This is a genomic window from Ruegeria sp. CDSA020, from assembly GCF_059612345.1.
In genome coordinates this window covers 330,594-355,461 of sequence record NZ_JBXWQK010000005.1, presented here as the reverse complement: position 1 = coordinate 355,461, position 24,868 = coordinate 330,594, and the positions used below count along the sequence as shown (strand labels likewise).

Genomic DNA, 24,868 nt, shown 5'->3' with positions numbered 1-24,868 from the left:
TTCCTCCTGGATTAACCAATGGCCGCAAGCCAGGGCATATAGTCCAGCATCCATTGTGCGATGTGATTGATCGAGTTGGTTGCGATCAGGACCCCGAACAGGATCAATAGCCCCCCCATTGCCATTTCGATCTGCGGCAAGTGCTTCCTGAACCGCACCATCCATTGCATGAAGGGGCGAACCAAAAAGGCTGCCAGAACAAACGGTGCTGTCATTCCAACCCCGTAAACGAACAGAAGCCCCGCGCCCCGCCAAGCCGTTTCAGTTCCGGCCGCTGTAAACAGAATTGCAGCGAGCACTGGCCCAACACAGGGCGTCCAGCCGAAAGCAAATGCCAATCCAAGTACATATGCCCCAGTGAGGCTCACGTTTGATGTCTCGCCAATATCTGCACGAAACTGCCGATACAGGAACCCGATGCGAATTAACCCCAGGAAATGCAGGCCCATCGCTATGATGATGGCTGCAGCAATCCAACGCAGAATATCGAAGTATTCTCGTACCAGCTGACCAAATATCGAAGCCGTGGCCCCGAGAGCCATAAAGATGGTTATGATTCCAGCCGCAAATGCGATTGCAGCAAGCGTTGCCCGGCGGCGAACCTCGCCGGAAATGGCGGATGTCGCAGAAATCTGCTCCATCCCGACACCCGCCAGATAACTGAGGTAGAACGGCACAATTGGCAGGATGCAAGGCGACAGAAAGGACAAAAGTCCGGCGACCAAAGCTCCTGCAAATGTAATGTCGAGCATGGTCAAACCTGTCCTGGCGCGCTATCATTCACACATTCAAAATTATAAAGATATGTCACTGCGGTCAATCGGAGCTTTGGATGCGCCACCTAATCCTACGTTTGTTTGCGATCACGTTGCTTGTTTTTCCCGTGGCTTTACGGGCCGAAATGACGCTTCTGATGGCAGAAGAAGATGGGTGCATGTGGTGCGCCCGCTGGGACTCCGAAATTTCAGAAATCTACCCTAAGACACCTGAAGGAAATGCCGCACCGCTTCGGCGTGTCGATATCCGCGCAGCCATGCCTGACGACATCACATTGGAACGGCCTCTCTACTACACACCAACCTTTGTTCTGTTGGACAACGGCCGAGAGGTCGGACGAATCGAAGGCTATCCAGGAGAAGATTTTTTCTGGGGCGTGTTGGGCGTTTTACTGCGCGACGCTGGGATACTAATTGAGACCTCTGGATAAACTGCGGTATATTACATAAACTGTTTTGAATGCGTGAAGCCATGAAAGCGAGGCGATCTTGTTGGACAAATCTTCGAACCTGCCTGTGTTCTCCAAGGACATGTGCGCCGAAGACATGGACAGAATGATGGAGAATGCTCAGACCGCGTCAAATTTCCTCAAGGCAATCAGCCATGAGGGGCGCCTGATGATTTTGTGTTATCTGTCGTCAGGGGAAAAATCGGTCACGCAGATGGAGGAAATGCTCTCAGCGCGTCAAGCCGCGGTATCTCAACAACTCTCCCGCTTACGCTTCGAGGGCTTGGTGAAGACACGACGCGAGGGGAAAACGATCTACTACAGATTGGCTGATGATCGTTCGACCCAAATCCTGGAAGTCGTTTACGACCTTTTCTGCAGGGAGAAGTAGAAGCCGGTCAGAAAGCCGCCAGCTTTGGGAGGAGACTGGCAATGCTCGAAGCATTGGGAGACACAAATACCGTTGCTCTGATCGGTTTGATTGGTGGCATCGTATTGGGATTGGCCGCACGCATCGGCCGTTTTTGCACGTTGGGTGCAATCGAAGACTACCTTTACGCGGATGATGACCGGCGGCTTCGCATGTGGGCAATGGCAATCGGTGTTGCGATTGTCGGCAGCCACACAGCTATGGCATTGGGGGGACTTGACCCTGTCGGAACAAGGTATCTTGCGCAGACCTGGAACCCACTCGGTTCGATCGTGGGGGGCCTCATGTTCGGGTACGGAATGGCCATCTGCGGTAACTGCGGCTATGGCGCGCTGGCAAGGCTGGGAGGTGGTGACCTTCGATCATTCGTTATTGTTTTGATCATGGGTCTTTCCGCTTACGTCGTAATGTCCGGACCCCTCGCCTATCTGCGGGTATGGATATTTCCAGAGGAAATGGATCTCAATGGCCCCCAGAGCATTAGCTTTCTTGCCGAACGGTTGACCTCTATTCCAGCTTGGCTCATTGGCTCTGTTATCGGTGTTACTTTGGTGTTTTTTGCTTTGGCAAGCCATCGCTTCCGCCGCACTCCGGCACAGGTGTTTTGGGGGTCTGTAGTTGGACTGGCAATCGTTTCGGGCTGGCTTGGCACGAATTGGGTTGCGACACATGGTTTCGATGGTGAGCCGGTGCAAACCCATACCTTCGCGGCACCCCTGGGTGACACTATTTTCTACCTTATGACTGCGTCCGGAAACACTTTGTCCTTTGCGGTCGGATCAGTCTCCGGCGTTCTCATTGGCGCGTTTCTGGGGTCGTGGTCTAAGGGCCATTTCCGATGGGAAGCATGCGAAGATCCACGGGAACTCAAGCGACAAATGCTGGGCGCTGCGATTATGGGTCCAGGTGCGATCATCGCGGTTGGTTGCAGCGTCGGGCAAGGTATATCTGCATTCTCACTTCTGGCCTACAGCGCGCCCGTAACATTCGCTGCAATCTTTGCAGGTGCCGCACTTGGATTGAGACAGCTCGTGTCTGGACTGTCCTTCATAACTGAGCGTTGAGTTCACAGTTCAAATCAGTAGGAATCCGGGCTTGCACCGGTGCAGCTGATGCGCTGCACCAAGACCTAAAGAAACCCGGTTAATTTGTGATGGTGCTGGCGACTCTGCTATCACAAAAGCAAGCCAAAACGCTCTCTTTCCGACTTCGTCCTCGATCTAGCTTCTAAGGACATACCAAGGCTTATCGAGCCCTTGCTTCAGCCTGTTCTCTGCGCCCTCAGAAGGTCGGGACAAACGCGCAAACGAAAAATGTGTTATGATGGCCCCTTAGAAAAGGGGGCTACTATGTACAATCCCGTATCATCTATCTCAAAATTTCGGATCGGCTTGTCGGCATTGAACATCGCCGAACAGAAGTCAATTTTTGACTGCCTTCCCGCCGCTGTTCAGGCGGCAGTGTGGCAAGACCGGCTTAGTGAAGGCATTGCGGCACTGTCTGACAAGTCTCAGTGCCGGTTACTTTCCGAGCTACAGGATTTACTCAATCCTGACTGCTACTCCGAAGACAAAGCGAACCATACGGCCACTTCTCGTCTTGATGAGTTGTCGCCTGTGATCGAGAAGGTTTTTCCAGATCACTCGGTGTTTCATAAATATACGCAGCAACTCGGCGACAATGCTTGCGATAGCCCGATTATCGAAATTGCTAAAGGCGCGCCGCCTACCTGCACATGTTCGTCTTCGAGATCCTGTATGTGGTGGCACAATGATTGTGGGGCAATGCAGGAATGTCTTGCCGGTGGGTGCAAGAAGACTAACGTTGGATGCGGGGTCCTCTGGCTTCAGACATGCGATGGCCTTTGCACTGGGAACTGGTGCTGAAGAACACAGGAAAGCCCAACCTATTCTGGCAGCAAAGCCTTTGCTTTCTTTGCCGAATTACAGGCCAGTATTGAGGTCTAAATCAGGCGCGTCGCGCGTCACGGTGTGACGATCAACCTTCCCGGATTTGTCGATCTGAACAATCAGAGATTCAGCACGTTGAAAGCGGTCAAAATAAGGAAAGGTGACGTGGTCCAGATGCGTCATGTCCTGGCACTGCATCTGATAGTCTGCCCTGAATTCGGTATGCACATTTGATCCGTTGTCTACGACCGGTCCCAACCCTTCACCAGACAGGGTGACATTGGCCGAGACAGTGAAACACCCCGCCTCTTCAGGCAAACTGAACAGATCAAGCGGGTTGGACAATTCGGAAATGGCTCCGGCGACCGAGGCTTGATCGCCTTCGGTTTCCGCTGGGCCTTCGAACCCCAGGACGTCAAGACCAGGAACCACAAGGGAAATTGAAATCCCGGCTTCCGAAAAGGAAACCGCCAATCGTCCCTGCCCATGCTCGTGCTGATTTGCAACCTGAGACTGAGGCAACGCGTTTACCGGGAAAAGCGTTAAAACAAATACTAAGAACTTCATGACCATGGAACCATCTGAAAAGAATCAACTAAGCGACTCTAAACTGAAAAAACATTCGCGCAATCGCGTCACAATACACCAAAGCCCACTAGATTTGGGTAGGAATGAGCTATTTTCGCTCACAATTTACCTGACTATAAAACTCAGGTTGACTTAGTTGACTATTTCTATCAGTTAATTGGCCGAACGTAGCATCGCGCGAACCCATTGTTATCTGACAAGAAAGACTACCCCCCAATGAATACCCCCCTGATCCTGACAAGCGCCGTGGCTCTGATGACCGCCACCTCTGCTTTTGCAAACGAGACCCCCTCGAAAGCAGATGTTCTGAATACCTACGCCAATATCGCCGAGGCGAAGTACGATGACAGCCTGATTGCAGCCAAATCGCTGCAGCGCGCCGTGACCGCGCTGATTTCCGAACCAAACGACGCAACACTGAATGCCGCCCGTTCCGCTTGGATTGCGGCCCGCGTCCCTTATCAGCAGACCGAGGTTTATCGGTTCGGAAATGCGATCGTTGATGATTGGGAAGGTAAAGTGAACGCATGGCCCCTGGATGAGGGCTTGATCGACTATGTAGACACCACCTACGGCGGCCCGAGCGACGAGAATGAGTTCGCCGCATTGAACGTCATCGCCAACCCAAGCTTTGAACTTTCAGGCGAACCAATCGATGCCAACGACATCACCCCGGAACTATTGTCGGGCACTTTGCACGAGGCAGACGGGATCGAGGCCAACGTCGCCACTGGTTACCACGCGATTGAGTTCCTGTTGTGGGGCCAGGACCTTAACGGCCACGGTGAAGGCGCGGGTAGCCGTCCATGGACGGACTATGCCCAAGGTGATGCCTGCACCGGCGGCAACTGTGACCGCCGCGCCCAGTACCTTGAGGCCGTGACTGAACTGCTGGTCACCGATTTGGAATGGATGGCGACCCAATGGCAGGACGGAGGCGCGGCACGAACCGCCCTGACCGAAAATGAGAGCGCAGGAATAAGCGCGATCCTCACCGGAATGGGCTCGCTGTCCTATGGTGAGCAGGCCGGTGAGCGGATGCGTCTTGGCTTGATGTTGAACGATCCCGAGGAAGAGCATGACTGCTTCTCGGACAACACGCATAACAGCCACTACTATGATGGTCTTGGCATTCAGAACGTCTATTTGGGCAACTATACCCGCATCGACGGAACTCCTGTCAGCGGTGCATCGCTTTCGGACTTGGTGATTGCCTCCGACCCACCTCTGGACGCCGAGATGAAGCTGAAGCTGGCCAACACAATGCAGGCGCTGGGTCGGATCAAATCCACAGCCGAGGCCGGGTTCGCCTATGACCAGATGCTGGAACGCGGCAACGAAGGTGGCGAAGTTTTGATCATGGGCGGTGTGAACGGGCTGGTGGACCAGACCAAGACAATCGAGCGGATCGTCACCATTCTGGACGTCGATCAGATTGAGTTCGAAGGTTCTGAAAGCCTGGACAACCCGACGGCTGTTTTCCAGTAAACCTAGCGGTTCGGGGGCGGAGGACTATCCCGCCCCCAACTCATTTTCGGCTAACTGACAGTATGTCGCAGGACACGCACTTAATAACTGACTAATATAGTCAGAATACAAACCAGAGCGCCACCTCCATGATCGTCTGCCATTGCACCAAGATCACAGACACCGAGATTCATGCCGCCATCGACTGGATGCGCGTTTCCGACCCTAGGGCAGTCATAACCCCTGGCAAGATCTATCATGCCCTTGGAAAATCAGCGGATTGTGGCGGATGCATGCCGCTTTTCCTAGACACCATGCGCGCCAGCGATAATCTGGAAGTCCCCATGCAGCTTTGTGCATTACGCACCAAGGCATCACAGGAGAGTGTAGATGAAGGGCGATCCCAAAGTCATAGAATACCTCAACAAATCTCTGCGGCATGAATTGACGGCAGTCAGCCAGTATTGGCTGCATTACCGTCTGCAAGAGGATTGGGGCCTGACCCACATGGCAAAGAAAAGCCGTGAGGAAAGCATCGAAGAGATGGGTCATGCCGACAAGCTGATCGAGCGCATAATCTTTCTGGAAGGTCACCCCAACCTGCAGAAACTGGACCCGCTTCGGATTGGACAGACCCCGAAGGAAACTCTGGAATGTGATTTGGCTGCCGAGAATGATGCGCGTGCCCTGTACGTTGAGGCCCGTGAATATTGTCGAGAGGCGGGCGACTACGTCACTATGTCTCTGTTCGAGAACCTGATCAGTGACGAAGAAGGCCATATCGACTTCCTCGAAACACAGCTTGATTTGTACGAAAGGATTGGCGAAGCCAATTATGCGCAACTTAACGCATCGAAAATGGACGAAGGCGAGTAAGCTCTCGCTTGTAGCGGTGGCTGCGGTTGCAGCCACCCCGATCCTGTCCGCTGAACTGCAGGATCTGCATCTCAACTTCCAACCCAAAACCGAAGATGAAAAGGCCCGGATCGCGGATGTGATCGCCGCGCCCACGGATTTCGACGCCGCGCAACGGTTCGAGGACCTGCCCGCCGGTGCCGCAACCGTAAGGGCACGTCAGGACGCAGATGCATTTTCGCAACCTTCGGGCAATCTGAAATTCGAACAGGAACTGGATTTCAAGGTCGGCAACGGGCTGTTCAAGAAAATCTGGGTGTCCTCGCCATCCTCGACCCTGGCCTCGGACGGGTTGGGGCCGCTGTACAATGCGCGGTCATGCCAACGATGTCACATCAAGGACGGGCGCGGCCACACACCAAATGGGCCCGATGACGGGGCTGTTTCGATGTTCCTTCGGGTCTCAATCCCCGGTGGCGGCACAATCGATGAAATCGCGGACTACATCGCCACTCAGCCCGAACCCAATTACGGCGGGCAGCTGCAGGATCTGGCCCTTGCGGGCCACCCTGCCGAGTACCGGCTGGACATCACCTATGAAGACCTTCCTGTCGCGCTATCAGACGGCGAAACGGTCATTCTCCGCAGCCCGACCTATACCGCGGCGGATCTTGGATATGGCCCGCTGCACCCCGAGGCGATGCTGAGCCCGCGCGTGGCTCCGCAGATGATCGGTCTGGGATTGCTTGAGGCAATTCCCGTGCAGGACCTGCTGGCCCAAGCCGACCCGGATGACGCGGATGGCGATGGTATTTCCGGCCGCCCCAACATCGTTTGGTCAACCGAATACGGTGAACCGATGATGGGCCGGTTCGGCCACAAAGCCGGGATGCCTACGATAATGGAGCAGTCTGCTGCAGCTTTTGCAGGGGATATCGGCATCTCAAGCCCGCTTTACCCTGCTGGCCATGGGGAGTGTACGGAATTGCAGGTGGATTGCGTTGGCGCGCCCCATGGGGACAACGATGACCGCGTGTTTGAAATCGACCAACTGGGCATGGACCTCGTTGCGTTTTACAGCCGCAATCTGGGCGTACCCGCGCGGCGCGATATCGGTGACCCGCAGGTCCTGCACGGCAAGCAGGTGTTCTTCGATACCGGCTGCGCCTCGTGCCACACGCCATCCTATGTCACCCACCGGATGGACGACCGGCCCGAGCACAGTTTTCAGCTGATCTGGCCCTATACGGATCTTCTGTTGCATGACATGGGCGATGGTTTGGCCGACAACCGACCCGAAGCACGCGCAACAGGCCGGGAATGGCGCACGCCCCCGCTTTGGGGGATCGGCCTGACCGGGCAGGTCTCTGGCCACACACAATTTCTGCATGACGGGCGGGCGCAGTCGCTGTTGGAAGCTATTTTGTGGCACGGCGGAGAGGCACAATCGGCGCGCGACACCGTTGTGTCTATGCCAAAACCCGACCGCGACGCTTTGATCCGCTTTCTGGAGAGCCTCTGATGCGTGCCCTCGGCCTGGCCATTGCCTTTATTCTGCCCCTGTCAGCCTTGGCGCAAAATCCCAGCCAGATCCTGACAGATGTAGTTGAAGGGCACATTCTTCCCGGATACGCACAGCTATCTGACGCAACAGCTGCGCTGGATGCGGCAGCGCAGGCGGATTGCACAGCCGTTTCACCGAACCTTCGTGCAGCCTATCACCTGGCATTCGACCGCTGGGTCACGGTAAGCCACTTGCGCTTTGGCCCCTCCGAGGTCGATGACCGCGCATTTGCGATGGCATTCTGGCCAGACACAAAAGGGTTTACACCCAAAACCCTATCCGGCCTGATTGCCACCCAAGACGCGGTGGTTGACACCCCCGAGGCTTATGCCGAGGCTTCGATCGCGGGACGCGGGTTTCTTGCACTTGAATTGATGCTATTCGACCCAGCCCTCGCGGATCAGGGCGACAGGGCCTATCGATGCGCTTTGATCCGGGCGATTGCTGCAGATATAAACCGCAATGCGAAGGCGATGGACCACGACTGGCAACCTTTCTCTGCCAACCTGACCATGCCCGGCGGAGACAGTCCTTACCGGTCTGCTGATGAGGCCATGCAGGAACTTTACAAAGCTCTGATCACCGGATTGGAATTCACTGCCGAAACACGCCTTGGGCGCCCCATGGGCACCCTAGAGCGCCCCCGTCCCAATCGGGCCGAAGCGCGCAGGTCTGAACGGTCACTACGCCAGGTCGAACTGTCATTGATCACGCTGCGCGATCTGGCCACCGGGCTGTCCGCAGATCATCCGCAGATTGCCGCTGATTTGGATAATGCGTTCGACAAGGCTATCATCCGCACGCGTGAGTTAGACGACCCTACACTGGCCGGTGTCTCGACACCTTCGGGTCGGATACGGGTCGAAGCCTTGCAGCAGATGATCAACGACATCCGCACGATTGCAGCAACCGAGCTGGGCCCGACCTTGGGTATCAGTGCCGGATTCAATTCGCTGGACGGGGACTAAGCCATGACAAGCCGCCGTCAATTCCTTGCGGGCCTGGCTGCAGCTAGCCTTGCCCCAACACAAGGTTGGTCGACTGTCGGCGCGCCAGATTTCCTGGCGGCGGCGCTGTTTCCGGACGGTACCTATCGGCTGGCGGGCCTGAGTTCTGAAGGCGGTATCTTATTCTCTCTCCCCCTGCCGGCGCGCGGCCATGCCGCCGCGGCGCATCCCTCACGCGCGCAAGCCGTGGCTTTCGCCCGCCGCCCTGGCACCTTTGGCGTGGTGATCGATTGCAAGAGCGGAACCCAAACCGCACGGATGGATGCTCCCAAAGGCCGCCATTTCTATGGCCATGGCGTGTTTTCCCGGGATGGAACCCATCTGTTCACCACCGAAAACGACTATGAGGCCGGTGAGGGTGTGATTGGCGTCTGGGACTCGGAGGACTACACGCGGTTGGGCGAGTTTTCTTCGGGCGGGGTCGGGCCGCATGATATGCAGCTCATGCCGGATGGGGAAACTCTGATCATCGCAAATGGCGGCATTGAAACACATCCTGAAATGGGCCGAACCAAGCTGAATCTGCCCATCATGCAACCGCGCCTAGCCTATCTGAGTCTGTCAGGCTCGGTCCTGGAACAGATAGAGCTGCCCCGCACACTGCATAAAAATTCGATCCGGCACCTTGCCGTTCGATCCGACGGTCTGGTTGGGTTTGCAATGCAATGGCAGGGCAACAAGTTAACCCACCCGCCTTTGCTGGGACTGCACAAAAGAGGCGAGGCTCCGTGCCTGCTTGCAGCCCCGGAATCGGTGCAAAGTGCCTTGCAGGGTTACGCTGGCAGCATTGCTTTTGCCGGGGACGGCAAAACCATCGCCATCACTTGCCCTCGCGGCAACAGTTTGCTCCGGTTCGACAGCTTGACCGGTCAACTTAACGACACGACCCCACTTGAGGATGTTTGCGGCCTGGGTGCCGGGCCTTCCGGTTTTGTCTTCACCACAGGCACCGGACTGGTCGGAGCGCTTACTGCCAAGGCCCGCATTTCCGCCCGGCCGGATTGTCAGTGGGATAACCATCTGGTTCCCGTTGGTCTGCCTGTATAAATTCGGAAAAACCCGACACATAGATTACACTTGGACGAATCGAATTGCTGCCGTATTGGCGGGCGCGAAGCAGGCACCCTAGGTTAAGGACAGACTTGATTGAAACAGACGCCCGACGCACCGCATTCCATCTACGGGGTTGAGAAATGGGGCAAAGACCTCATCGAGGTGACGGAAGACGGCGAAATCGGTCTGCGCAATCCCCTTGCACCAGAGACTGCTGCAATCAGCCTGCCCGGTATTCTGCGTGATCTGGACGATCGCGGCATCAAGGCTCCGATGATCCTGCGCGTCAGCTCCTATCTGGAGCACGAGATTGTCCATATTAACGAATGCTTTGCAGAGGCGATTGCCCGGGTTGGGTACAAAAGCAGCTATCGCGGTGTCTTTCCGATCAAGGTCAACCAACAGGCTCAGGTGGTCGACCGGATCGTCGAGTTTGGGAAGAAGTACAATTATGGCCTTGAGGCTGGCTCAAAACCGGAACTTGTGGTCGCGCTTGCCCATCGTCTGGCCAATGAGGCGCTGATCGTCTGCAACGGCGTCAAGGATGCCGAGTTTATCCAGCTGGCCATCCTCAGCCGTAAAATCGGGTTCAATACGGTGATCGTGCTGGAAAGCCCGAAAGAGGCCGACACGGTGATCGAAGTCTATAACCAACTGGGCATCGAACCGCTGATCGGCGTACGGGTTAAACTGACCAACCAGATCAGCGGGAAATGGGAAGAAAGCTCGGGCGACCGTTCCGCCTTTGGTATGAACACCGATCAACTGGTCGCCACGGTGGACAAGCTGAAGGCCGCCGGATTGCTGCACTGCCTGAAGCTGCAGCACTCGCATCTTGGATCGCAGGTGCAGGACGTCAACGACGTGCGCCGCGCCGTGGGTGAGGCCTGCCGATACTATACCGAACTGACCCGCGAAGGCGTACCGCTGACCCATCTGGACTTGGGTGGCGGCATGGGCGTGGATTACACGGGCGAAAAGAAAGCCGCCGAAAACTCGATCAACTACACGGTAGAAGAATACTGCGCCAACGTGGTCGAAACCGTGGCCTATGCCATGGATGAAGCCGAGGTTGAGCACCCCACATTGGTCACCGAAAGCGGGCGCGCTATCGTTGCGACCTCATCCATGCTAGTTTTCAACGTGCTGGAAAGCACGCTTTATGACGCGCCAGACGGCCCTGAGGTCGAGGCGGATGATCATCACTTAGTCTCGGACCTTGCCGCCGTGCACGGATACCTCTCAAGCGACCGTCTTCAGGAATGCTGGAACGACGCCACTTTTTATCGCAACGAGCTGCGCGCCCTGTTCCGCCGCGGATATATCGACCTGCGCCAGATGGCGCGCGCCGAACGCATTTATCTGTCATTGATGGCCCGCCTCAAGGCGTTGGCTGCCAGTGATGAACTCGACACGGATGTCGACGAACAGTTGGAAAAAGTGGCTGATATCTATCACTGCAACTTCTCACTGTTCCAATCGCTGCCCGACGTCTGGGCCATTGACCAGCTACACCCGATCGTGCCGCTGCAGGGTCTGAACGAAACGCCCGACCGCCGCGCGGTGCTGTCCGATATCACTTGCGACAGCGACGGCAAGATTGACCGGTTTATTCTGGCCGACGGTGTCTCGCCCAGCCTGCCGGTACATTCCCTGCCCGAGAATGACGAATACTTCATGGGCGTCTTCTTTGTTGGTGCTTATCAGGAAACGCTAGGCGATCTGCACAACCTGTTCGGCGACACCAACGTGGTTACCATCGACCTGCGCTCCGATGGCGGTTTCGATCTGCTGCACGAGCAAGAGGGCGACACCATTGGTCAGGTCCTGTCCTATGTCGAGTTTGATCCGGCCGACTGTGTCGCCGCCTTCCGCAAAATGGTGGACGAGGCGATCTCGACCGGTACTCTGCTGGCCAAAGACCGCAAAACCCTGATGAGCGCATATCGCGACTCGATCAATGGCTACACCTATTACGAATAACCCCCGAGAGGAGATGACCCCATGGGAACTTTGAGTGGCAAAACGCTGGTTGTCGGCGCGGGCGGCGTCTCTCACGCTGCGGTGCACAAGATGGCGATGAATTCGGACATCTTCACTGAAATCACGCTGGCCAGCCGCACCAAGTCGAAATGCGACGCCATTGCCAAGGCCGTGAAAGAGCGTGTGGGCGTTGATATCGCTACTGCGGAGCTGGACGCTTATAAGGTCGCGGACACGGTCAAACTGATCAAGGACACCGGTGCCGAGGTCCTCGTGAACCTGGCCCTGCCCTATCAGGACCTCGTGCTGATGGACGCGTGCCTTGAGGCGGGCATCCACTACATCGACACCGCGAATTACGAGCCCGAGGACGAAGCCAAGTTCGAGTATCACTGGCAATGGGCCTATCACGATCGGTTCAAACAGGCAGGACTGACCGCCATCCTCGGTTCGGGCTTTGATCCGGGCGTGACGTCTGTCTTTGCGACGTGGTTGAGAAAACACAAGCTGGATACGATCCGCCAGATCGACGTTCTGGACGCCAATGGCGGCAGCAACGATCAGGAATTCGCCACCAACTTCAACCCCGAGATCAACCTGCGTGAGGTTCTCGCCGAGGTGCGCCACTGGGAAGGCGGCGAATGGAAACACTCCCCCGCCATGACCCATAAGGTCGAGTTTGACTTCCCCGCCATCGGCCCCAAAAACATGTACCTGATGTATCACGAGGAGCTGGAGAGCCTCTCCACCCACTTCCCCGAGATTGAGCGTGCCCGCTTCTGGATGACCTTCGGCGACGCCTACATCACCCACGCCAAGGTGTTGGAGAATGTCGGCATGACCCGCATCGACCCGGTGATGCACGACGGTAAAGAGATCATCCCGATCCAGTTCCTGAAAACCCTACTGCCCGATCCCGGCGATCTGGGTGCGGAAACGAAGGGCAAGGCCTGTATCGGCGATATCGCCACGGGTCAGGCCAAGGATGGCTCGGGCGAGAAAACCTATTACATCTATAACATCTGCGACCACGAGGAATGCTACGCCGAGGTCGGCAGCCAAGCGGTCAGCTATACCACTGGTGTTCCGGCCATGATCGGTGCCGCGCAGGTTCTCAAAGGCAACTGGGTGCAACCCGGCGTTTGGAACATGGAACAGCTCGACCCCGATGATTTCATGGACATGCTGAACGAACATGGCCTGCCGTGGCAGGTCCACGAACTGGACGGCCCGGTCGAGTTCTGATCCGCCAAGTTTCATCTGGCCCTAAATACCTCGGGGGGTCCGGGGGGCAGCGCCCCCGCCCTCTCCAAATTCGGAGACGCCTGATATGTCCGACATGATGACCACCCAAGCAGGCGATGCCGGTGCTTTCCGCAATTTCGACCTTAGCCGCGTGCCAACGCCTTGCTTTGTGGTCGACGAAAAAGCAGTTGAGCAAAATCTGGCTATCTTGTCCGACGTCGGCAGTCAGTCAGGTGCGCAAGTGCTGAGTGCGCTCAAAGCGTTTTCGATGTTCTCGCTTGCGCCGCTGGTCCGCCAACATCTTGACGGCACCTGCGCCAGCGGTATCTATGAGGCGCGTTTAGGCCGCGAAGAATATGGCGGCGAAGTCGCCACCTTCTGCGCGGGCTACAAGGAAGCGGACATGGATGAAATTCTGTCGCTGTCCAACCATGTGATCTTCAACTCGCCCGCGCAAAAGGACCGGTTCCTAGCCAAGGCACAGGCCTCCAAAGTACAGGTCGGCCTGCGCATCAATCCCGAACATTCCGAAGGCGAGATACCCAAATATGACCCCTGCGCGCCCTGTTCGCGTCTGGGCACACCGGTCAGCCAACTAAGCCATGAAATCATGGTTGGTGTGGACGGCCTTCATATGCATACACTTTGCGAACAAGGGTTCGAGCCCTTGATGCGCACATGGGAAGCCGTTGCACCAAAACTCGCCCCGTTCCTGGGTCATCTCAAATGGCTGAACTTCGGCGGTGGCCACCATATCACCCGTGACGACTATGATCGTGATGGGTTGATCGCGTTCATCAAGGAGATCCGCGAGACCCATGACGTCGACGTCTATCTTGAACCCGGCGAGGCTGTGGCACTGGATGCGGGGATTCTGGTCGGTGAAATCCTTGACCTGCCGACCAATGGCATGACCCTTGCGATCACCGACATTTCGGCCACCTGCCACATGCCGGACGTGATCGAAGCCCCCTATCGCCCGGCCCTGATGGACGAGGCCGAGGCAGGCCATACCTACCGTCTGGGCGGCCCGTCCTGTCTGGCGGGGGATGTGATCGGCGACTATACGTGGGATAAACCGCTTGAGATCGGCCAACGCTTTGCCTTCCTAGATCAGGCGCATTATTCGATGGTCAAGACCAACACCTTCAACGGTGTCCCCCTGCCCACAATCGCCCTGTGGAACAGCGAAACCGGCGCGTTGAAAATTATCAAACAGTTCGGCTATGACGACTTTAAAGAGAGGCTCTCATGAGCGTTTTCCTCGACAGTGAACTGACCACATCGGAACGGACCGAAAACGCCCGGTTTCGTGTAATCCCAGTACCGCTGGAGCGCACGGTATCCTACGGCTCGGGTACTGCCGGTGGCCCGGCGGCGATCATCGAGGCCAGCAACGAGCTGGAGCGCATCACCGGCCTTGCCGAGCCTTGCACAGCGGGTATTTTCACTGAGGAACCTTTGAACTGTGACGGCCCTATGCCTGCAGTGATGGAACGCCTTGCCCTGCGCACCGAAGCCGCCATTCGCGCTGGTAAAGTACCGGTCACTCTGGGCGGTGAGCATTCGCTGAGCTACGGTGCGGTGATGGGCGTGGCCCGCGCGTTGAACCAACCGATCGGGATCGTCCAGATTGATGCGCATGCGGACCTGCGCGACACGTATCAGGGTGAAAAACACAGCCATGCCTCGGTCATGCACCTGCTGGCCGAAGAAGGCGTCCGACTGGCCCAATTCGGCGTCCGGGCCTTTTCGACCGAAGAGGCGCAGAGCCGGGTGAAGAACAACGTGTTCCACATTGATGCCGAGGAGCTGGTCACCGGTAACATCAACGCGGTCGATCTACCCAAGGATTTCCCCGAACTGGTCTATGTCAGCTTTGATGTCGACGGGCTGGACCCTTCGCAAATGCCGGCCACAGGAACACCCGTGCCCGGCGGCTTGGGCTATTATCAGGCGCTGCAACTGGTCGAGCATGCCCTTCGTGGGCGCAAATGCGTGGGGTTCGACGTGGTCGAGCTGGCCCCGGACGGCAATGCCGCCTGGGATTTTACCGCCGCACAGATCGTCTACCGTCTGATGGCCGCCTGCTAACCTTCGGCGGTTTCGTTCAACTCCATATGCCCCTCGCCGCGGCTTAGGACACGGCGCAGCATCGGCTCGAAGAACTCCAACGGTTTGGTCGGGTAATCCGGATCGAACGCCTTTTGGTCGTATTCATGGCAGAAATAGCGGCATTCCTCCCAATAAGGACTGTCGCGGTACTTGTCGCGGGCGTTGCGGTCTCCGCCCAGGTGGTGATTGTAGTAATAGCCCTGGAACACGCAGTGATATTTGAGGATCCAATGGGTTTTATCGCTGACATAGGGCTTCATCATCGCCGCTGACAGCTCTCCATGGTTATAGGGAGACAGGATATCGCCGGTGTCGTGGATCAGCGCTGCGACGACCAGCTCTTCTTCCGCCCCATCCTCATAGGCGCGCGTCGCGGCCTGCAGGCTGTGCTGATAGCGGTTCATTGGATAGGGCGTCCAATCCTCGTCCAGCGAACGGATCGCATCCAGTATCCTGTCCGGCAACGCGGCGTTATAGGCCTCTTCGTATTCCATGACGGCGTCCCAATCGGCCTTGGTCGCCTCTTCAAAGCTGGTCCAGGTGGGTTTGTGGGTTTTGTCCAGCATGGTCCGGTCCTTTTGACTGATCATCCAACCGCAGCCTAACGCAGAAAACCTGAGCGAAAAAACGAATTAGCTTGGCCGAAGAACATTGCGCCGAAATGCGCCGTAGCTTCAGGCTTGGGACAATGCCCGCGAGTGTTTTCTTGCGCGCACGCGCAGAAGCGGACGACCTGCAATCAAAAGAAACAGGCACGAGATCAATATGCCCATGACGGCAGGCAAATAGAGCAATAGCCATAATTCCGGGTCTTCGATCACCAACGGGGACACAAAGCCGCGCATACCTTCCAAAAGGACCAGAATTATGAATGCTCCAAAAATCTGTGGCCACAGGCCAAATCTGGAAAAGCTGCCCAACATAAGGGTTGCATAGCCCGCCATCGCGACCGCGATACAAATGGTAATCCACGAAAATCGCTGATGCAGCTCGTCGATCAACGCGCCCTCAGTGAACCCCTCTGCCGCCGCAATCGCAGCCCGGTCGCGCAACAGTTCTGCGGTGGGAATGGCCTCGAGGCTGCGCTTGGCCGCGTTGTCGGTACTCGTCAATTCTGAGATGTCATAGGACGCGTCCTGAAACAGTGTAGACGACAGGGTACGTCCCTGCCGGTCCTGACGCAGCGCAACTCCGTCAACCATCACCAGATGAATGCCCGAGCCGTTATTGACCAGATAAGCTGTTTGGCTGGAATAGCTGACCGGGCTGGTTTTATCTCGCCGGTCCGAAACAAAGACTTCGCGCAAAGTCCCGTCCAGATCAATCCCCCCAATATAGACGGTTACGTCACTTGCAGGATGCAGGAATTCGCCTTCATTCAATAACTGCGCTGTGACGTCACCCGCCACTTCGGCCTGCCGTTTTTCCAGTAGATCGACCGAGGCTGGGCGCAGGAAAACACTGATCGAGGCCATCATCAGACCAGCAACAAGACCGAACAGAACCACAGCGCGAGCCAGCCGCCACGGGCTGGAACCTGTGGCCAGCATCACCGTAAGCTCGCTTTCACGGCTCAGGCGGTTGGTGGCATAGACGGCCGCTGCGAATACGGCCATGGGCATCACCGTACGGATCAGCGTCGGCAAAGTAAGAGCGGTAAATTCAAGAAACACCATGGCCGATTGACCACCGCTGATGACACGGTCAAACAGGCTGACCGAGCGGGTGATCCAGAAAACCCCCACCAGAATCAGAGTGAAAAAGCCGAACAGAATCAGCAGTTGCCGCAGGAAGTATCCATCGAAGCGCGACATGTATCCTCATCCGGCTACCTGAAATTCGTTTGAACAATATGCCAATCCCCTGACCGAGGAAACCGCATAGCCCAAGAATTATAGAAATTGAGCCGTGCGCACTAAAACGGCTTATGCCACATCGGAATTGGCACCCCGGTCCAGCATGCTTACCTGCCCGGATCAGTCCAGCGTTTCAGACAACGATCTGAGCAGGTGATTGAGCTGATCGCGCTGTTGCAGGGACAAACCCTGAACCAGGCGCTGCTGAGTCTCTACATGATCCGAAACGGCGGCCTCAATCGCTTTGAATCCGTTTTGGGTAAGACGGATCAGGAAGCCCCGGCCATCCTCAGGGTTTTGCGCTCTTTCGACCATCCCCGCCTTAACCAGTTGATCGACGCGATTCGTCATTGTGCCGGACGTCACCATTGTAAGCTCCAAAAGCTCGCCAGGTGAAAGACCCTCTGGCTTGCCAGACCTTCGCAACGTGGCAAGGACATCAAAGCTGGCAGCGTTCATGTCATGAAGAGCCCAAGTATGCTCCATCGCCCTTCGCAACTGAACCGCCAACCGCGTCAGTCGACCAACGGTTTCCATCGGCCCCACATCCAGGTCGGGCCGGGCACTGTTCCACTGCGCGATAATTCGCTCCACATGATCCATGAGTTCTGGCTAGCCCAACTTTATCTTGACGTCAAGATTTTGCAATATATCTTGACGTCAAGATAAAGGGATTCGCCATGAGACACCAAACCGACATCGCCCTAACTGCTGTTGCCCCTTTGATCTGGGGTAGCACCTATTATGTTACGACCGAATTTTTGCCCGTCGGATATCCGATCACGATGGCCGCGCTGCGTGCGCTGCCTGCCGGACTGCTGCTGCTAGTTTTGTCCCGTCAACTTCCAAGGGGTCATTGGTGGGGCCGCATATTCATTCTGGGCGCGCTCAATTTCACCGTGTTCTGGACCCTGCTTTTCGTCGCGGCTTACAGGCTCCCCGGTGGGGTCGCAGCCACTGTCGGCGCGGTACAACCTCTTATTGTAGTCTTCCTGTCGGCATTTCTGCTGAACACCCCGGTTGGGCTGAGATCGGTCGGCGCAGCGCTGCTGGGGGTGATCGGCGTCGGGTGCCTTGTCCTCGGAACAGCTATCAATCTTGATACGGTTGGCCTGATCGCTGGACTGGGTGGCGCCCTTTCGATGGGGGCAGGAACTGTCCTGACGCGCAAATGGCAACCGCCGGTGCCGCTGCTGACATTTACCGCTTGGCAACTAACCGCCGGCGGGCTGTTGCTGGTGCCGCTTGCACTGATATTTGAGCCCGCCTTACCAGCGCTTGAAACAAACAGCCTTCTCGGAATTGGATATCTGAGCGTCATCGGGGCTGCCCTGACCTATATCCTGTGGTTCCGAGGCCTCGCCCGGATCGAACCCTCTGCGGTCTCGGCACTTGGCTTTCTCAGCCCGTTATCCGCCGTAATGATTGGTTGGGTCATGCTTGGGCAAAACCTGACCTTTGTGCAGATCGCCGGTGTCTGTATCGTACTTTTGGCGGTCTGGCTGGGGCAAATGGGCAAGCGTACCGGCCGTTCGATTGTCACCATCAGAAAGCCCGCCTGAAACTCCAGGCATCGATGTACGAGTTTTGTGCTAAACTGTGTGCTGTGCAACGCCCGGGCAAGAAAGGTATCACGTGTCAAAAAGCCGAGTAAAACCGCGCTATTTTGCCATCGCCCTGCTGCCGGTATGTGTTTTCGCAATCCATAAACTGATCCAGAACCAAATGATCGCCAATGAACTGGACGTCCCAGTGAACTTTGTGTTGAGCGGTAGCTCTTGGCGGGAAGCCGTTGGTCGATTTCGATTTCTTGCCGCGTCCTGGTTCTTTTTATCGCTGGCCTTGTTGCCCGTGGCAGTCTTGTTCCGGACCCTGTCACGCCCGATCGAAAAAAGCACCCGGATCGCGGCAATCGCGATTGTAGTCGCCATCGTGTTTCTGGCTCTCGTGCCAACCATTCAAAAGCATATGACCGACCAAAGCCCGCAGATTTACCACCAGATCGGCAAAGCCGTTTTTGAAACAGCATTGTCGCAAGGCACCTTACCGGCATGTTCCGGTTCGGAAGATAGCTGGATGTTTGGGAAATGCGGGCAGGCCCCTGTTCTTTCACTGTTCAACCGTATTCTGGACCTGGTAAATGCAATGGCCGGCCTTGCGATCGGGTCGCTGATTGTCGGAATGATATTGTGTCTTGGACGGCATGAATCTCAGGACATCGAAGCAACCGCAGCTGAGCTGGCGCAAAACCTGCGGCAGATGCGGCAGCAGCTCTACCTGTCCAGTCTGGTGCTGACCTTCGGCATGTTCTTTGCCGCAAGCTGGATGTACTGGCCCTTGCCCATGATCGCTGAATCAGAAAGGGCCGCCTATAGCGCATTGCTCAACGCATCGGCCTTGTTCACCGGCACATATTTTTGCTTGCTAATGCTCAGCTACTTTCTTCCCGTGGCAGTCCTTCTGGACGGAAGAATTTCTAACCTCGCTTTGGCTGCACGAAATCAGGGCGGCAAAGACCAGGCATTCGACATTGATGACTGGAGATCGTCGCATAAGCTGACAGAAGGCACAGGTGACATCATCGGCGCCGGCTTCGCCCTGACGGCCCCAATCTTGGCCGCTTTTGCCGGTGGCATATCACCGATTTTGGGTTAGACCGTGGTTTGTTGAGCAACCAGAACGCGGTTTATCGCATCGGTCGAATGCTCTGCTGGTCCAAGTTGTAACAGCTAGGCTGCGCAAAGGGTCACGCGAGTCCCATTCCGCCCAAGCGGCACAAACTTCTGGAAATGGAGAGAATGGCAGGGGCAGCAGGGTTCGAACCCGCGACCTACGGTTTTGGAGACCGTCGCTCTACCAACTGAGCTATACCCCTAAGGTGCGCCTCAAATATGCCAGCCGCGCGGCGGACTCAAGAGGCTTTTTCAGATTCCTCCTCAGTTATGCGCACGACAAACAAGTTGCGTATAGCGTTGAGTTCTATAAGACACGGTTTGATCAATATGAGGGTCACCATTCGTGAGTATCCGCAAGAAAATCGCCGATAGCGAGGCCGTCCTGAATTGGACCGCCCGCCGCATCGCGAGCTATATTCGGATGGTCAACCGCAACACCCAATGGCAACGCATCGGCTATGAAGAGCTGGACCAACTGGCCGATCAGGGCGAGCCGGTCATCGTTGTCCTTTGGCATCAGCGACTGGCACAATCGCCCTATTTCTTTCCGTTGGATAAGGGGCGTATCTGCTCGATCACATCCTCGGCGCGCGCTGGCAGCATGGTTGGTCGGGTGCAGAAACTGTTCGGCATGGACACCATCGCCATGACCAGCAAAAACGCCAACAACATCGCGGTGTCACGCGAAGTGATCGGCAAGATCAAGCGGGGCATTTCCATCGGTATCGCCGCTGACGGCCCGCGCGGTCCGGAACGGGTGCTGTCGACCGTGCCTCTGGTTTGGGCACGCACCTCGGGCAAGCGGGTCTTCGGTATCACCTATTCCGCCCGCCACGGCAGCGAGGCCGGAACCTGGGATCGCCTGCTGATGCCGCGCCCCTGGCGCAACAAAGGCGTGTTTCTGTGCCGGGAATGGACCGAAAACGTTCCCCGCAAGACCAGTGAAGAAGAACTCGAGACCCTGCGGTTAAGCCTTGAGGCGCATATGAACGACATCACTGCCGAAGCAGACAGGATGGTCGGGCGCGAACCCTGGTTACCCAAGGGCTAACCGCCGCGCAGCCTTTGCATCAGATACACTTCGCTGCCTTCGGGGATCGGTTCGGTCAACCCGCTGGCGATCACGCGCCCATTGATTGAGATGGATACACCGGCATCTATCGGCGCCTGAAGCTGCGGATGTACCCGCGCGAGCGCCTGCAACAACTCGCCGGTGGTTTTAGCCTCGACCTCGACCACCTGCTGACCCCCGGTCAAAGACCGGAGGCCGGACCACAGGTGAACCTCAACCATTGTCCTTGAGCGCCGCCAGAATGCGCGGCGGTGACATTGGAAGTTGTTTCATCCGCACACCCGCCGCGTTCGAAACTGCGTTGGCGATGGCTGCCAGCGGCGGCACGATGCCGGTCTCGCCCACGCCGCGCACACCAAACGGGTGGCCGGGATTGGGCACTTCGACGATCACCGTGTCGATCATCGGCAGGTCGCTGGCGACCGGGATGCGATAGTCGAGGAAGATCGAGTTCTGCAGACGACCATCCTCGCCATAGACATATTCCTCGTTCAACGCCCAGCCGATACCTTGCGCCGCGCCGCCCTGATATTGGCCTTCGACATAGGTCGGGTGGATGGCCTTACCGGCGTCCTGGATGACCGTATAGCGAGTGATGCTGGTCTTGCCGGTTTCCGGGTCGACCTCGGCATCGACGATATGGGTGCCGAAGGACACGCCTGCGCCCTCGGGCGTCGCTTCGAAATGGCCCGAGATCGGACCGCCGGTCGCGCCCATATCAGCGGTGATATCAGCCAGCGGCATCGGGTCGAAATCACCTGCATTGGGGCCCGAGGGCACCGCGCAGCCGTTTTCCCATTTCACCGCATCCACCGGGATGCCCCACTTGGCCGCCGCCCGTTCGCTGAGCTTTTCGACCGCGTGCCGGGCCGCCTTGATCGTGGCCAGACCCGAGGCATAGGTCACGCGCGATCCGTGGCTAACGTCATTGTATCCCAGCGTCGCCGTGTCCGCGATGGTGACGCGGATATTCTCGTAGGGAATGCCCAGAACCTCGGCTGCCATCAGCGCCATCGACGCGCGCGAGCCGCCGATATCGGGCGTGCCGACCATCAGCTGGGCCGAGCCGTCCTCGGACAGGGCAAGCGACACCGATGTCTCGCCGCCGTGGTTGAACCAGAATCCACAGGATATCCCACGCCCCTGCCCTGGTTTCAGTGGCGCAGAATAGTGCGGATGCGCCTTGGCGGCCTCAAGCGTTTCGACCAGACCGATGCGTTCGTAGCGCGGGCCATAGCTGGCCTTCGTACCTTCGTAGGCGGCGTTTTTCAGACGCACGTCCACGGGGTCCAGACCCAGTTTCTTGCACAGCTCGTCAATCACCGACTCAACAGCAAAGGCTCCCATCGGTGCACCGGGCGCCCGGTAGGCCGCTTGTTTCGGGCGGTTGGCCATGACGTCATAGCCCACCTGCTTGACGTTAGTCAGGTTATAAGGAGCAAAGGCACACATGGCCGTCATATCACCCGGCGCGCCGGGGAAGGCCCCACCCTGCAGGCGGAACACGCCTTGCGCTGCGGTGATCGTGCCGTCTTTCTTCATCCCGATCTTGATATCCATCGACGCGGAGGCCGTCGGACCGGTGGCCCGGAATACCTCGGATCGGGTCATCACCAGCTTGACCGGGCGGTTGGCCTTGCGGCTCAGCGCCAGCGCGACCGGCTCGATGAATACGGTTGTCTTGCCACCAAAGCCGCCGCCAATCTCGGACGCCGTCACCCGCAGTTGCGATGTTTCGATCCCCAGCAAAGCCGCACAGGTTTTCTGCGCGATCCAGTGCCCTTGGGTGGTGCACCACAGCTCACCCTTGCCGTCATTTCCCAGCGTCGCCAAACAGGCATGAGGTTCGATATAGCCCTGATGGGTTGCCTCGGTGACGAAGCTGTCTTCAACGACCAGATCCGCCTCGGCAAAACCGGCTTCGACATTGCCATGCCCGCTTTCGTGATAGCGCACGACGTTCGGGTGCATCCCTTCGGGCACGGAATAATCCGCCGCCCCCTCGCGTATAACCGGAGCGTCCGGAGCCATCGCTTTGTCGACATCGGTCACATGGGGCAGCACCTCATATTCGACCTCAATCAGTTTGAGTGCGTCACGTGCCGACAGCGCCGAAGTTGCCGCAATAGCTGCCACCGCGTGGCCGTCATACAGGGCCTTCTCGCCTGCCATAACGTTTTCCAGCACGTTCCAGAACTCACCTTCAAGACCGGGCTTAAACGGCACCTCAGCGAAATCGTCACGGGTCACAACGGCTTTGACGTCTTTATGCGCTTGGGCCTTGGAGGTGTCGATCTTTACGATCCGCGCATGGGCATGGGGCGAGCGCAGAATAGCCCCGTGCAACATGCCCGGTGCGGTGGCGTCAGCGCCAAATTTCGCGCGCCCCGTGACCTTGTCCAGCCCGTCAGGGCGGTTCGGTCGGGTGCCAACGAAAGTGAATTCAGATTTGCGATCGTCGAGTGCCATTACGAAGCCTCCCGCAGTTCAGCCGCTGTATCCATCACGGCGCGAATGATCTTGTCATACCCAGTGCAGCGGCAGAGATTACCAGCCAACCAATACCGTGTCTCTTCCTCGGTCGGGTTCGGGTTCTTTTCCAGCAACGATTTGGCCGCGACCAGAATACCGGGGGTGCAGATACCGCATTGAAGAGCAGCATATTCAATCATCTTCTTCTGCAGCGGATGCAGAACGTCCCCGTCTGCAATACCTTCGACCGTCTCGATCTGTTTACCCTCTGCTTCGATCCCAAGCATCAGGCAGGAACAAACCAAACGGCCATCGACAGTTACCGAGCAGGCACCGCAATCGCCGGTGCCGCAGCCTTCTTTCGCACCGGTCAGGTTCAGCTTGTCGCGCAGACAGTCCAGCAGGGTCTCGCGTGGGTCACATAGGTATTCGACCGTGTCACCATTGACGGTGGTGGATACGTGGAACTTGCTCATGCTTGCTCTCCCTTGGCGCGGGCATAGGCGATTTTCGCGGCGCGTTTGGCCAGAACCCCGGCCACTTCTGTACGGAATGCGATCGTGCCGCGCTTGTCGTCGATCGGGTTACAGGCAGTAGATGCGGCAGCGGCAAGCGCGTCCAATGCAGCATCGTCAAGGGTGCTGCCCATGATCGCCTTGGCGCAGTCTTCGACAAGCAGAACAGTCGGAGCCACAGCGCCCAGCGACACGCGGACCTCGGTGATGGTATCCCCGTCCAGACGGAGATTCACACCTACGCCAACCACCGCAATATCCATCTCGGTCCTGGGGATGAACCGCAGATAGGCATCACCTCCGTTTTCGCCGCGTGCAGGAATATTGACCGCCGAGATCAGTTCACCCTTGGCCAAGGACGTTCTGCCCGGGCCGGTCGGAATATCTTCGACGGCAACCTCACGGGTGCCACCTGGTCCGGTTACTGTCACGGTCACGCCCGCTGCCACCATGGCTGGCACCGAATCCGCCGCAGGCGAGCCATTGCACAGGTTGCCAGTCAGCGTCGCCCGCCCCTGCACCTGAGTCGATCCGATCAAATCCATCGCTTCGACCACGCCGGGCCAATCGCGGCCCAACCCGGGATGTTCGCTCATTTCCGCACCCGTCGCCGCCACGCCCAGCGTCCAGCTGCCGTCAGCATTGCGGGTGATATCGCTTACGCCATTGATTTTCTTGATGTCTATCAATGTATCAGGCGTCACCAATTCCGAGCGCAACTGCACCAAAACATCGGTGCCACCGGCAAGAAACCGTGTAACGCCTTTTGCATTTTCTGCCAGAGCCGACGCCTCGGCAAAGCTGGCAGGGCTGTGATAATCCATGATTTTACCTCG

26 protein-coding genes and 1 tRNA gene are annotated in these 24,868 nt (G+C 57.2%); 17 read left to right on the top strand and 10 right to left on the bottom strand.

Annotated elements, in window-relative coordinates; all coding sequences use genetic code 11:
- Nucleotides 1-11: 11 nt before the first annotated feature.
- The gene (locus AC2FJW_RS11250; RefSeq protein WP_496709885.1) at nucleotides 12-752 is read right to left on the bottom strand and encodes a cytochrome c biogenesis CcdA family protein; all 741 of its coding nucleotides are present in this window, start codon (nucleotides 750-752) and stop codon (nucleotides 12-14) included.
- 80 nt (nucleotides 753-832) lie between these two features.
- Here AC2FJW_RS11250 and AC2FJW_RS11245 point away from each other — a divergent pair, with 80 nt between their 5' ends.
- The 4 genes from AC2FJW_RS11245 (at nucleotide 833) to AC2FJW_RS11230 (ending at nucleotide 3,541) form a co-directional block, all read left to right on the top strand.
- Complete coding sequence (locus AC2FJW_RS11245; protein ID WP_496696187.1) at nucleotides 833-1,207, top strand: hypothetical protein; 375 nt, start codon at nucleotides 833-835, stop codon at nucleotides 1,205-1,207.
- Nucleotides 1,208-1,307: 100 nt separating this feature from the next.
- Nucleotides 1,308-1,616 (top strand): ArsR/SmtB family transcription factor, encoded by a 309-nt coding sequence (locus AC2FJW_RS11240; protein WP_142635976.1) that lies wholly within the window; start codon nucleotides 1,308-1,310, stop codon nucleotides 1,614-1,616.
- A 41-nt stretch (nucleotides 1,617-1,657) separates the two neighbouring features.
- A complete protein-coding gene (locus AC2FJW_RS11235; protein WP_496750098.1) occupies nucleotides 1,658-2,719 on the top strand; it encodes a YeeE/YedE family protein in 1,062 nt (353 codons plus the stop codon).
- Between the two features lie 285 nt (nucleotides 2,720-3,004).
- Nucleotides 3,005-3,541, top strand: coding sequence for a bacteriocin fulvocin C-related protein (locus AC2FJW_RS11230; protein WP_496750097.1), 537 nt, complete (start codon nucleotides 3,005-3,007; stop codon nucleotides 3,539-3,541).
- A 57-nt stretch (nucleotides 3,542-3,598) separates the two neighbouring features.
- Here AC2FJW_RS11230 and AC2FJW_RS11225 read toward each other — a convergent pair whose 3' ends face one another.
- Nucleotides 3,599-4,132 carry a ZrgA family zinc uptake protein gene (locus tag AC2FJW_RS11225; protein WP_496750096.1) on the bottom strand — a complete coding sequence of 178 codons (534 nt, stop codon included), beginning with the start codon at nucleotides 4,130-4,132 and terminating at the stop codon, nucleotides 3,599-3,601.
- A gap of 237 nt (nucleotides 4,133-4,369) precedes the next feature.
- Here AC2FJW_RS11225 and AC2FJW_RS11220 point away from each other — a divergent pair, with 237 nt between their 5' ends.
- From AC2FJW_RS11220 to speB, 10 genes are all read left to right on the top strand, one after another.
- Complete coding sequence (locus AC2FJW_RS11220) at nucleotides 4,370-5,641, top strand: imelysin family protein (RefSeq protein ID WP_496750095.1); 1,272 nt, start codon at nucleotides 4,370-4,372, stop codon at nucleotides 5,639-5,641.
- Between the two features lie 128 nt (nucleotides 5,642-5,769).
- Nucleotides 5,770-6,063, top strand: coding sequence for a (2Fe-2S)-binding protein (locus AC2FJW_RS11215; protein ID WP_142635828.1), 294 nt, complete (start codon nucleotides 5,770-5,772; stop codon nucleotides 6,061-6,063).
- On the top strand, nucleotides 6,011-6,496 hold the full coding sequence (gene bfr, locus AC2FJW_RS11210; protein WP_142635826.1) for a bacterioferritin: 486 nt from the start codon (nucleotides 6,011-6,013) through the stop codon (nucleotides 6,494-6,496). Before AC2FJW_RS11215 ends, bfr begins: the two co-directional genes overlap by 53 nt.
- Nucleotides 6,456-7,997, top strand: coding sequence for a di-heme oxidoreductase family protein (locus AC2FJW_RS11205; RefSeq protein ID WP_496750094.1), 1,542 nt, complete (start codon nucleotides 6,456-6,458; stop codon nucleotides 7,995-7,997). The genes bfr and AC2FJW_RS11205 overlap by 41 nt, the downstream gene beginning before the upstream one ends.
- Nucleotides 7,997-9,007, top strand: a complete 1,011-nt coding sequence (locus AC2FJW_RS11200) for an imelysin family protein (RefSeq protein WP_496750093.1) — start codon at nucleotides 7,997-7,999, stop codon at nucleotides 9,005-9,007. The genes AC2FJW_RS11205 and AC2FJW_RS11200 overlap by 1 nt, the downstream gene beginning before the upstream one ends.
- A 3-nt stretch (nucleotides 9,008-9,010) precedes the next feature.
- Nucleotides 9,011-10,093, top strand: coding sequence for a DUF1513 domain-containing protein (locus AC2FJW_RS11195; protein WP_496750092.1), 1,083 nt, complete (start codon nucleotides 9,011-9,013; stop codon nucleotides 10,091-10,093).
- A 99-nt stretch (nucleotides 10,094-10,192) separates the two neighbouring features.
- Nucleotides 10,193-12,082: a biosynthetic arginine decarboxylase gene (gene speA / locus AC2FJW_RS11190; protein ID WP_496750091.1), complete on the top strand. Its 1,890-nt coding sequence runs from the start codon at nucleotides 10,193-10,195 to the stop codon at nucleotides 12,080-12,082.
- Between the two features lie 21 nt (nucleotides 12,083-12,103).
- Entirely contained in the window at nucleotides 12,104-13,327 is a 1,224-nt protein-coding gene (locus tag AC2FJW_RS11185; protein ID WP_496696201.1) for a saccharopine dehydrogenase family protein, read from the top strand.
- Nucleotides 13,328-13,412: 85 nt separating this feature from the next.
- Nucleotides 13,413-14,582: a carboxynorspermidine decarboxylase gene (gene nspC / locus AC2FJW_RS11180; protein ID WP_496750090.1), complete on the top strand. Its 1,170-nt coding sequence runs from the start codon at nucleotides 13,413-13,415 to the stop codon at nucleotides 14,580-14,582.
- Nucleotides 14,579-15,421 (top strand): agmatinase, encoded by an 843-nt coding sequence (gene speB / locus AC2FJW_RS11175; protein ID WP_496691693.1) that lies wholly within the window; start codon nucleotides 14,579-14,581, stop codon nucleotides 15,419-15,421. The genes nspC and speB overlap by 4 nt, the downstream gene beginning before the upstream one ends.
- On the opposite strand, the gene AC2FJW_RS11170 is transcribed toward speB, so the two are convergent.
- From AC2FJW_RS11170 to AC2FJW_RS11160, 3 genes are all read right to left on the bottom strand, one after another.
- On the bottom strand, nucleotides 15,418-16,008 hold the full coding sequence (locus tag AC2FJW_RS11170; protein ID WP_496750129.1) for an HD domain-containing protein: 591 nt from the start codon (nucleotides 16,006-16,008) through the stop codon (nucleotides 15,418-15,420). The genes speB and AC2FJW_RS11170 overlap by 4 nt on opposite strands.
- Before the next feature lie 108 nt (nucleotides 16,009-16,116).
- Nucleotides 16,117-17,256, bottom strand: a complete 1,140-nt coding sequence (gene lptF / locus AC2FJW_RS11165) for an LPS export ABC transporter permease LptF (protein ID WP_496750089.1) — start codon at nucleotides 17,254-17,256, stop codon at nucleotides 16,117-16,119.
- Nucleotides 17,257-17,418: 162 nt separating this feature from the next.
- Entirely contained in the window at nucleotides 17,419-17,901 is a 483-nt protein-coding gene (locus AC2FJW_RS11160; protein WP_496750088.1) for a MarR family winged helix-turn-helix transcriptional regulator, read from the bottom strand.
- Between the two features lie 77 nt (nucleotides 17,902-17,978).
- Here AC2FJW_RS11160 and AC2FJW_RS11155 point away from each other — a divergent pair, with 77 nt between their 5' ends.
- Together AC2FJW_RS11155 and AC2FJW_RS11150 are read left to right on the top strand one after the other, a co-directional pair.
- Nucleotides 17,979-18,860 (top strand): EamA family transporter, encoded by an 882-nt coding sequence (locus AC2FJW_RS11155; protein WP_281972447.1) that lies wholly within the window; start codon nucleotides 17,979-17,981, stop codon nucleotides 18,858-18,860.
- Between the two features lie 73 nt (nucleotides 18,861-18,933).
- A complete protein-coding gene (locus AC2FJW_RS11150) occupies nucleotides 18,934-19,953 on the top strand; it encodes a hypothetical protein (protein ID WP_496750087.1) in 1,020 nt (339 codons plus the stop codon).
- Nucleotides 19,954-20,097: 144 nt separating this feature from the next.
- Here the strand turns inward: AC2FJW_RS11150 and AC2FJW_RS11145 are convergent.
- A tRNA-Trp gene (locus AC2FJW_RS11145) sits at nucleotides 20,098-20,173 on the bottom strand.
- Between the two features lie 143 nt (nucleotides 20,174-20,316).
- Between AC2FJW_RS11145 and AC2FJW_RS11140 the strand changes: the two genes are divergently transcribed.
- Nucleotides 20,317-21,024 carry a lysophospholipid acyltransferase family protein gene (locus AC2FJW_RS11140; RefSeq protein WP_496696211.1) on the top strand — a complete coding sequence of 236 codons (708 nt, stop codon included), beginning with the start codon at nucleotides 20,317-20,319 and terminating at the stop codon, nucleotides 21,022-21,024.
- Here the strand turns inward: AC2FJW_RS11140 and AC2FJW_RS11135 are convergent.
- The 4 genes from AC2FJW_RS11135 to AC2FJW_RS11120 are packed head-to-tail and all read right to left on the bottom strand — an operon-like array spanning nucleotide 21,021 to nucleotide 24,856.
- Nucleotides 21,021-21,266 carry a MoaD/ThiS family protein gene (locus AC2FJW_RS11135; RefSeq protein ID WP_281972450.1) on the bottom strand — a complete coding sequence of 82 codons (246 nt, stop codon included), beginning with the start codon at nucleotides 21,264-21,266 and terminating at the stop codon, nucleotides 21,021-21,023. The genes AC2FJW_RS11140 and AC2FJW_RS11135 overlap by 4 nt on opposite strands.
- Nucleotides 21,259-23,514, bottom strand: coding sequence for a xanthine dehydrogenase family protein molybdopterin-binding subunit (locus AC2FJW_RS11130; RefSeq protein WP_496696213.1), 2,256 nt, complete (start codon nucleotides 23,512-23,514; stop codon nucleotides 21,259-21,261). Before AC2FJW_RS11130 ends, AC2FJW_RS11135 begins: the two co-directional genes overlap by 8 nt.
- Entirely contained in the window at nucleotides 23,514-23,993 is a 480-nt protein-coding gene (locus AC2FJW_RS11125) for a (2Fe-2S)-binding protein (protein ID WP_142635794.1), read from the bottom strand. The genes AC2FJW_RS11130 and AC2FJW_RS11125 overlap by 1 nt, the downstream gene beginning before the upstream one ends.
- Nucleotides 23,990-24,856, bottom strand: coding sequence for an FAD binding domain-containing protein (locus AC2FJW_RS11120; RefSeq protein ID WP_496750086.1), 867 nt, complete (start codon nucleotides 24,854-24,856; stop codon nucleotides 23,990-23,992). The genes AC2FJW_RS11125 and AC2FJW_RS11120 overlap by 4 nt, the downstream gene beginning before the upstream one ends.
- Between the last annotated feature and the right edge of the window lie 12 nt (nucleotides 24,857-24,868).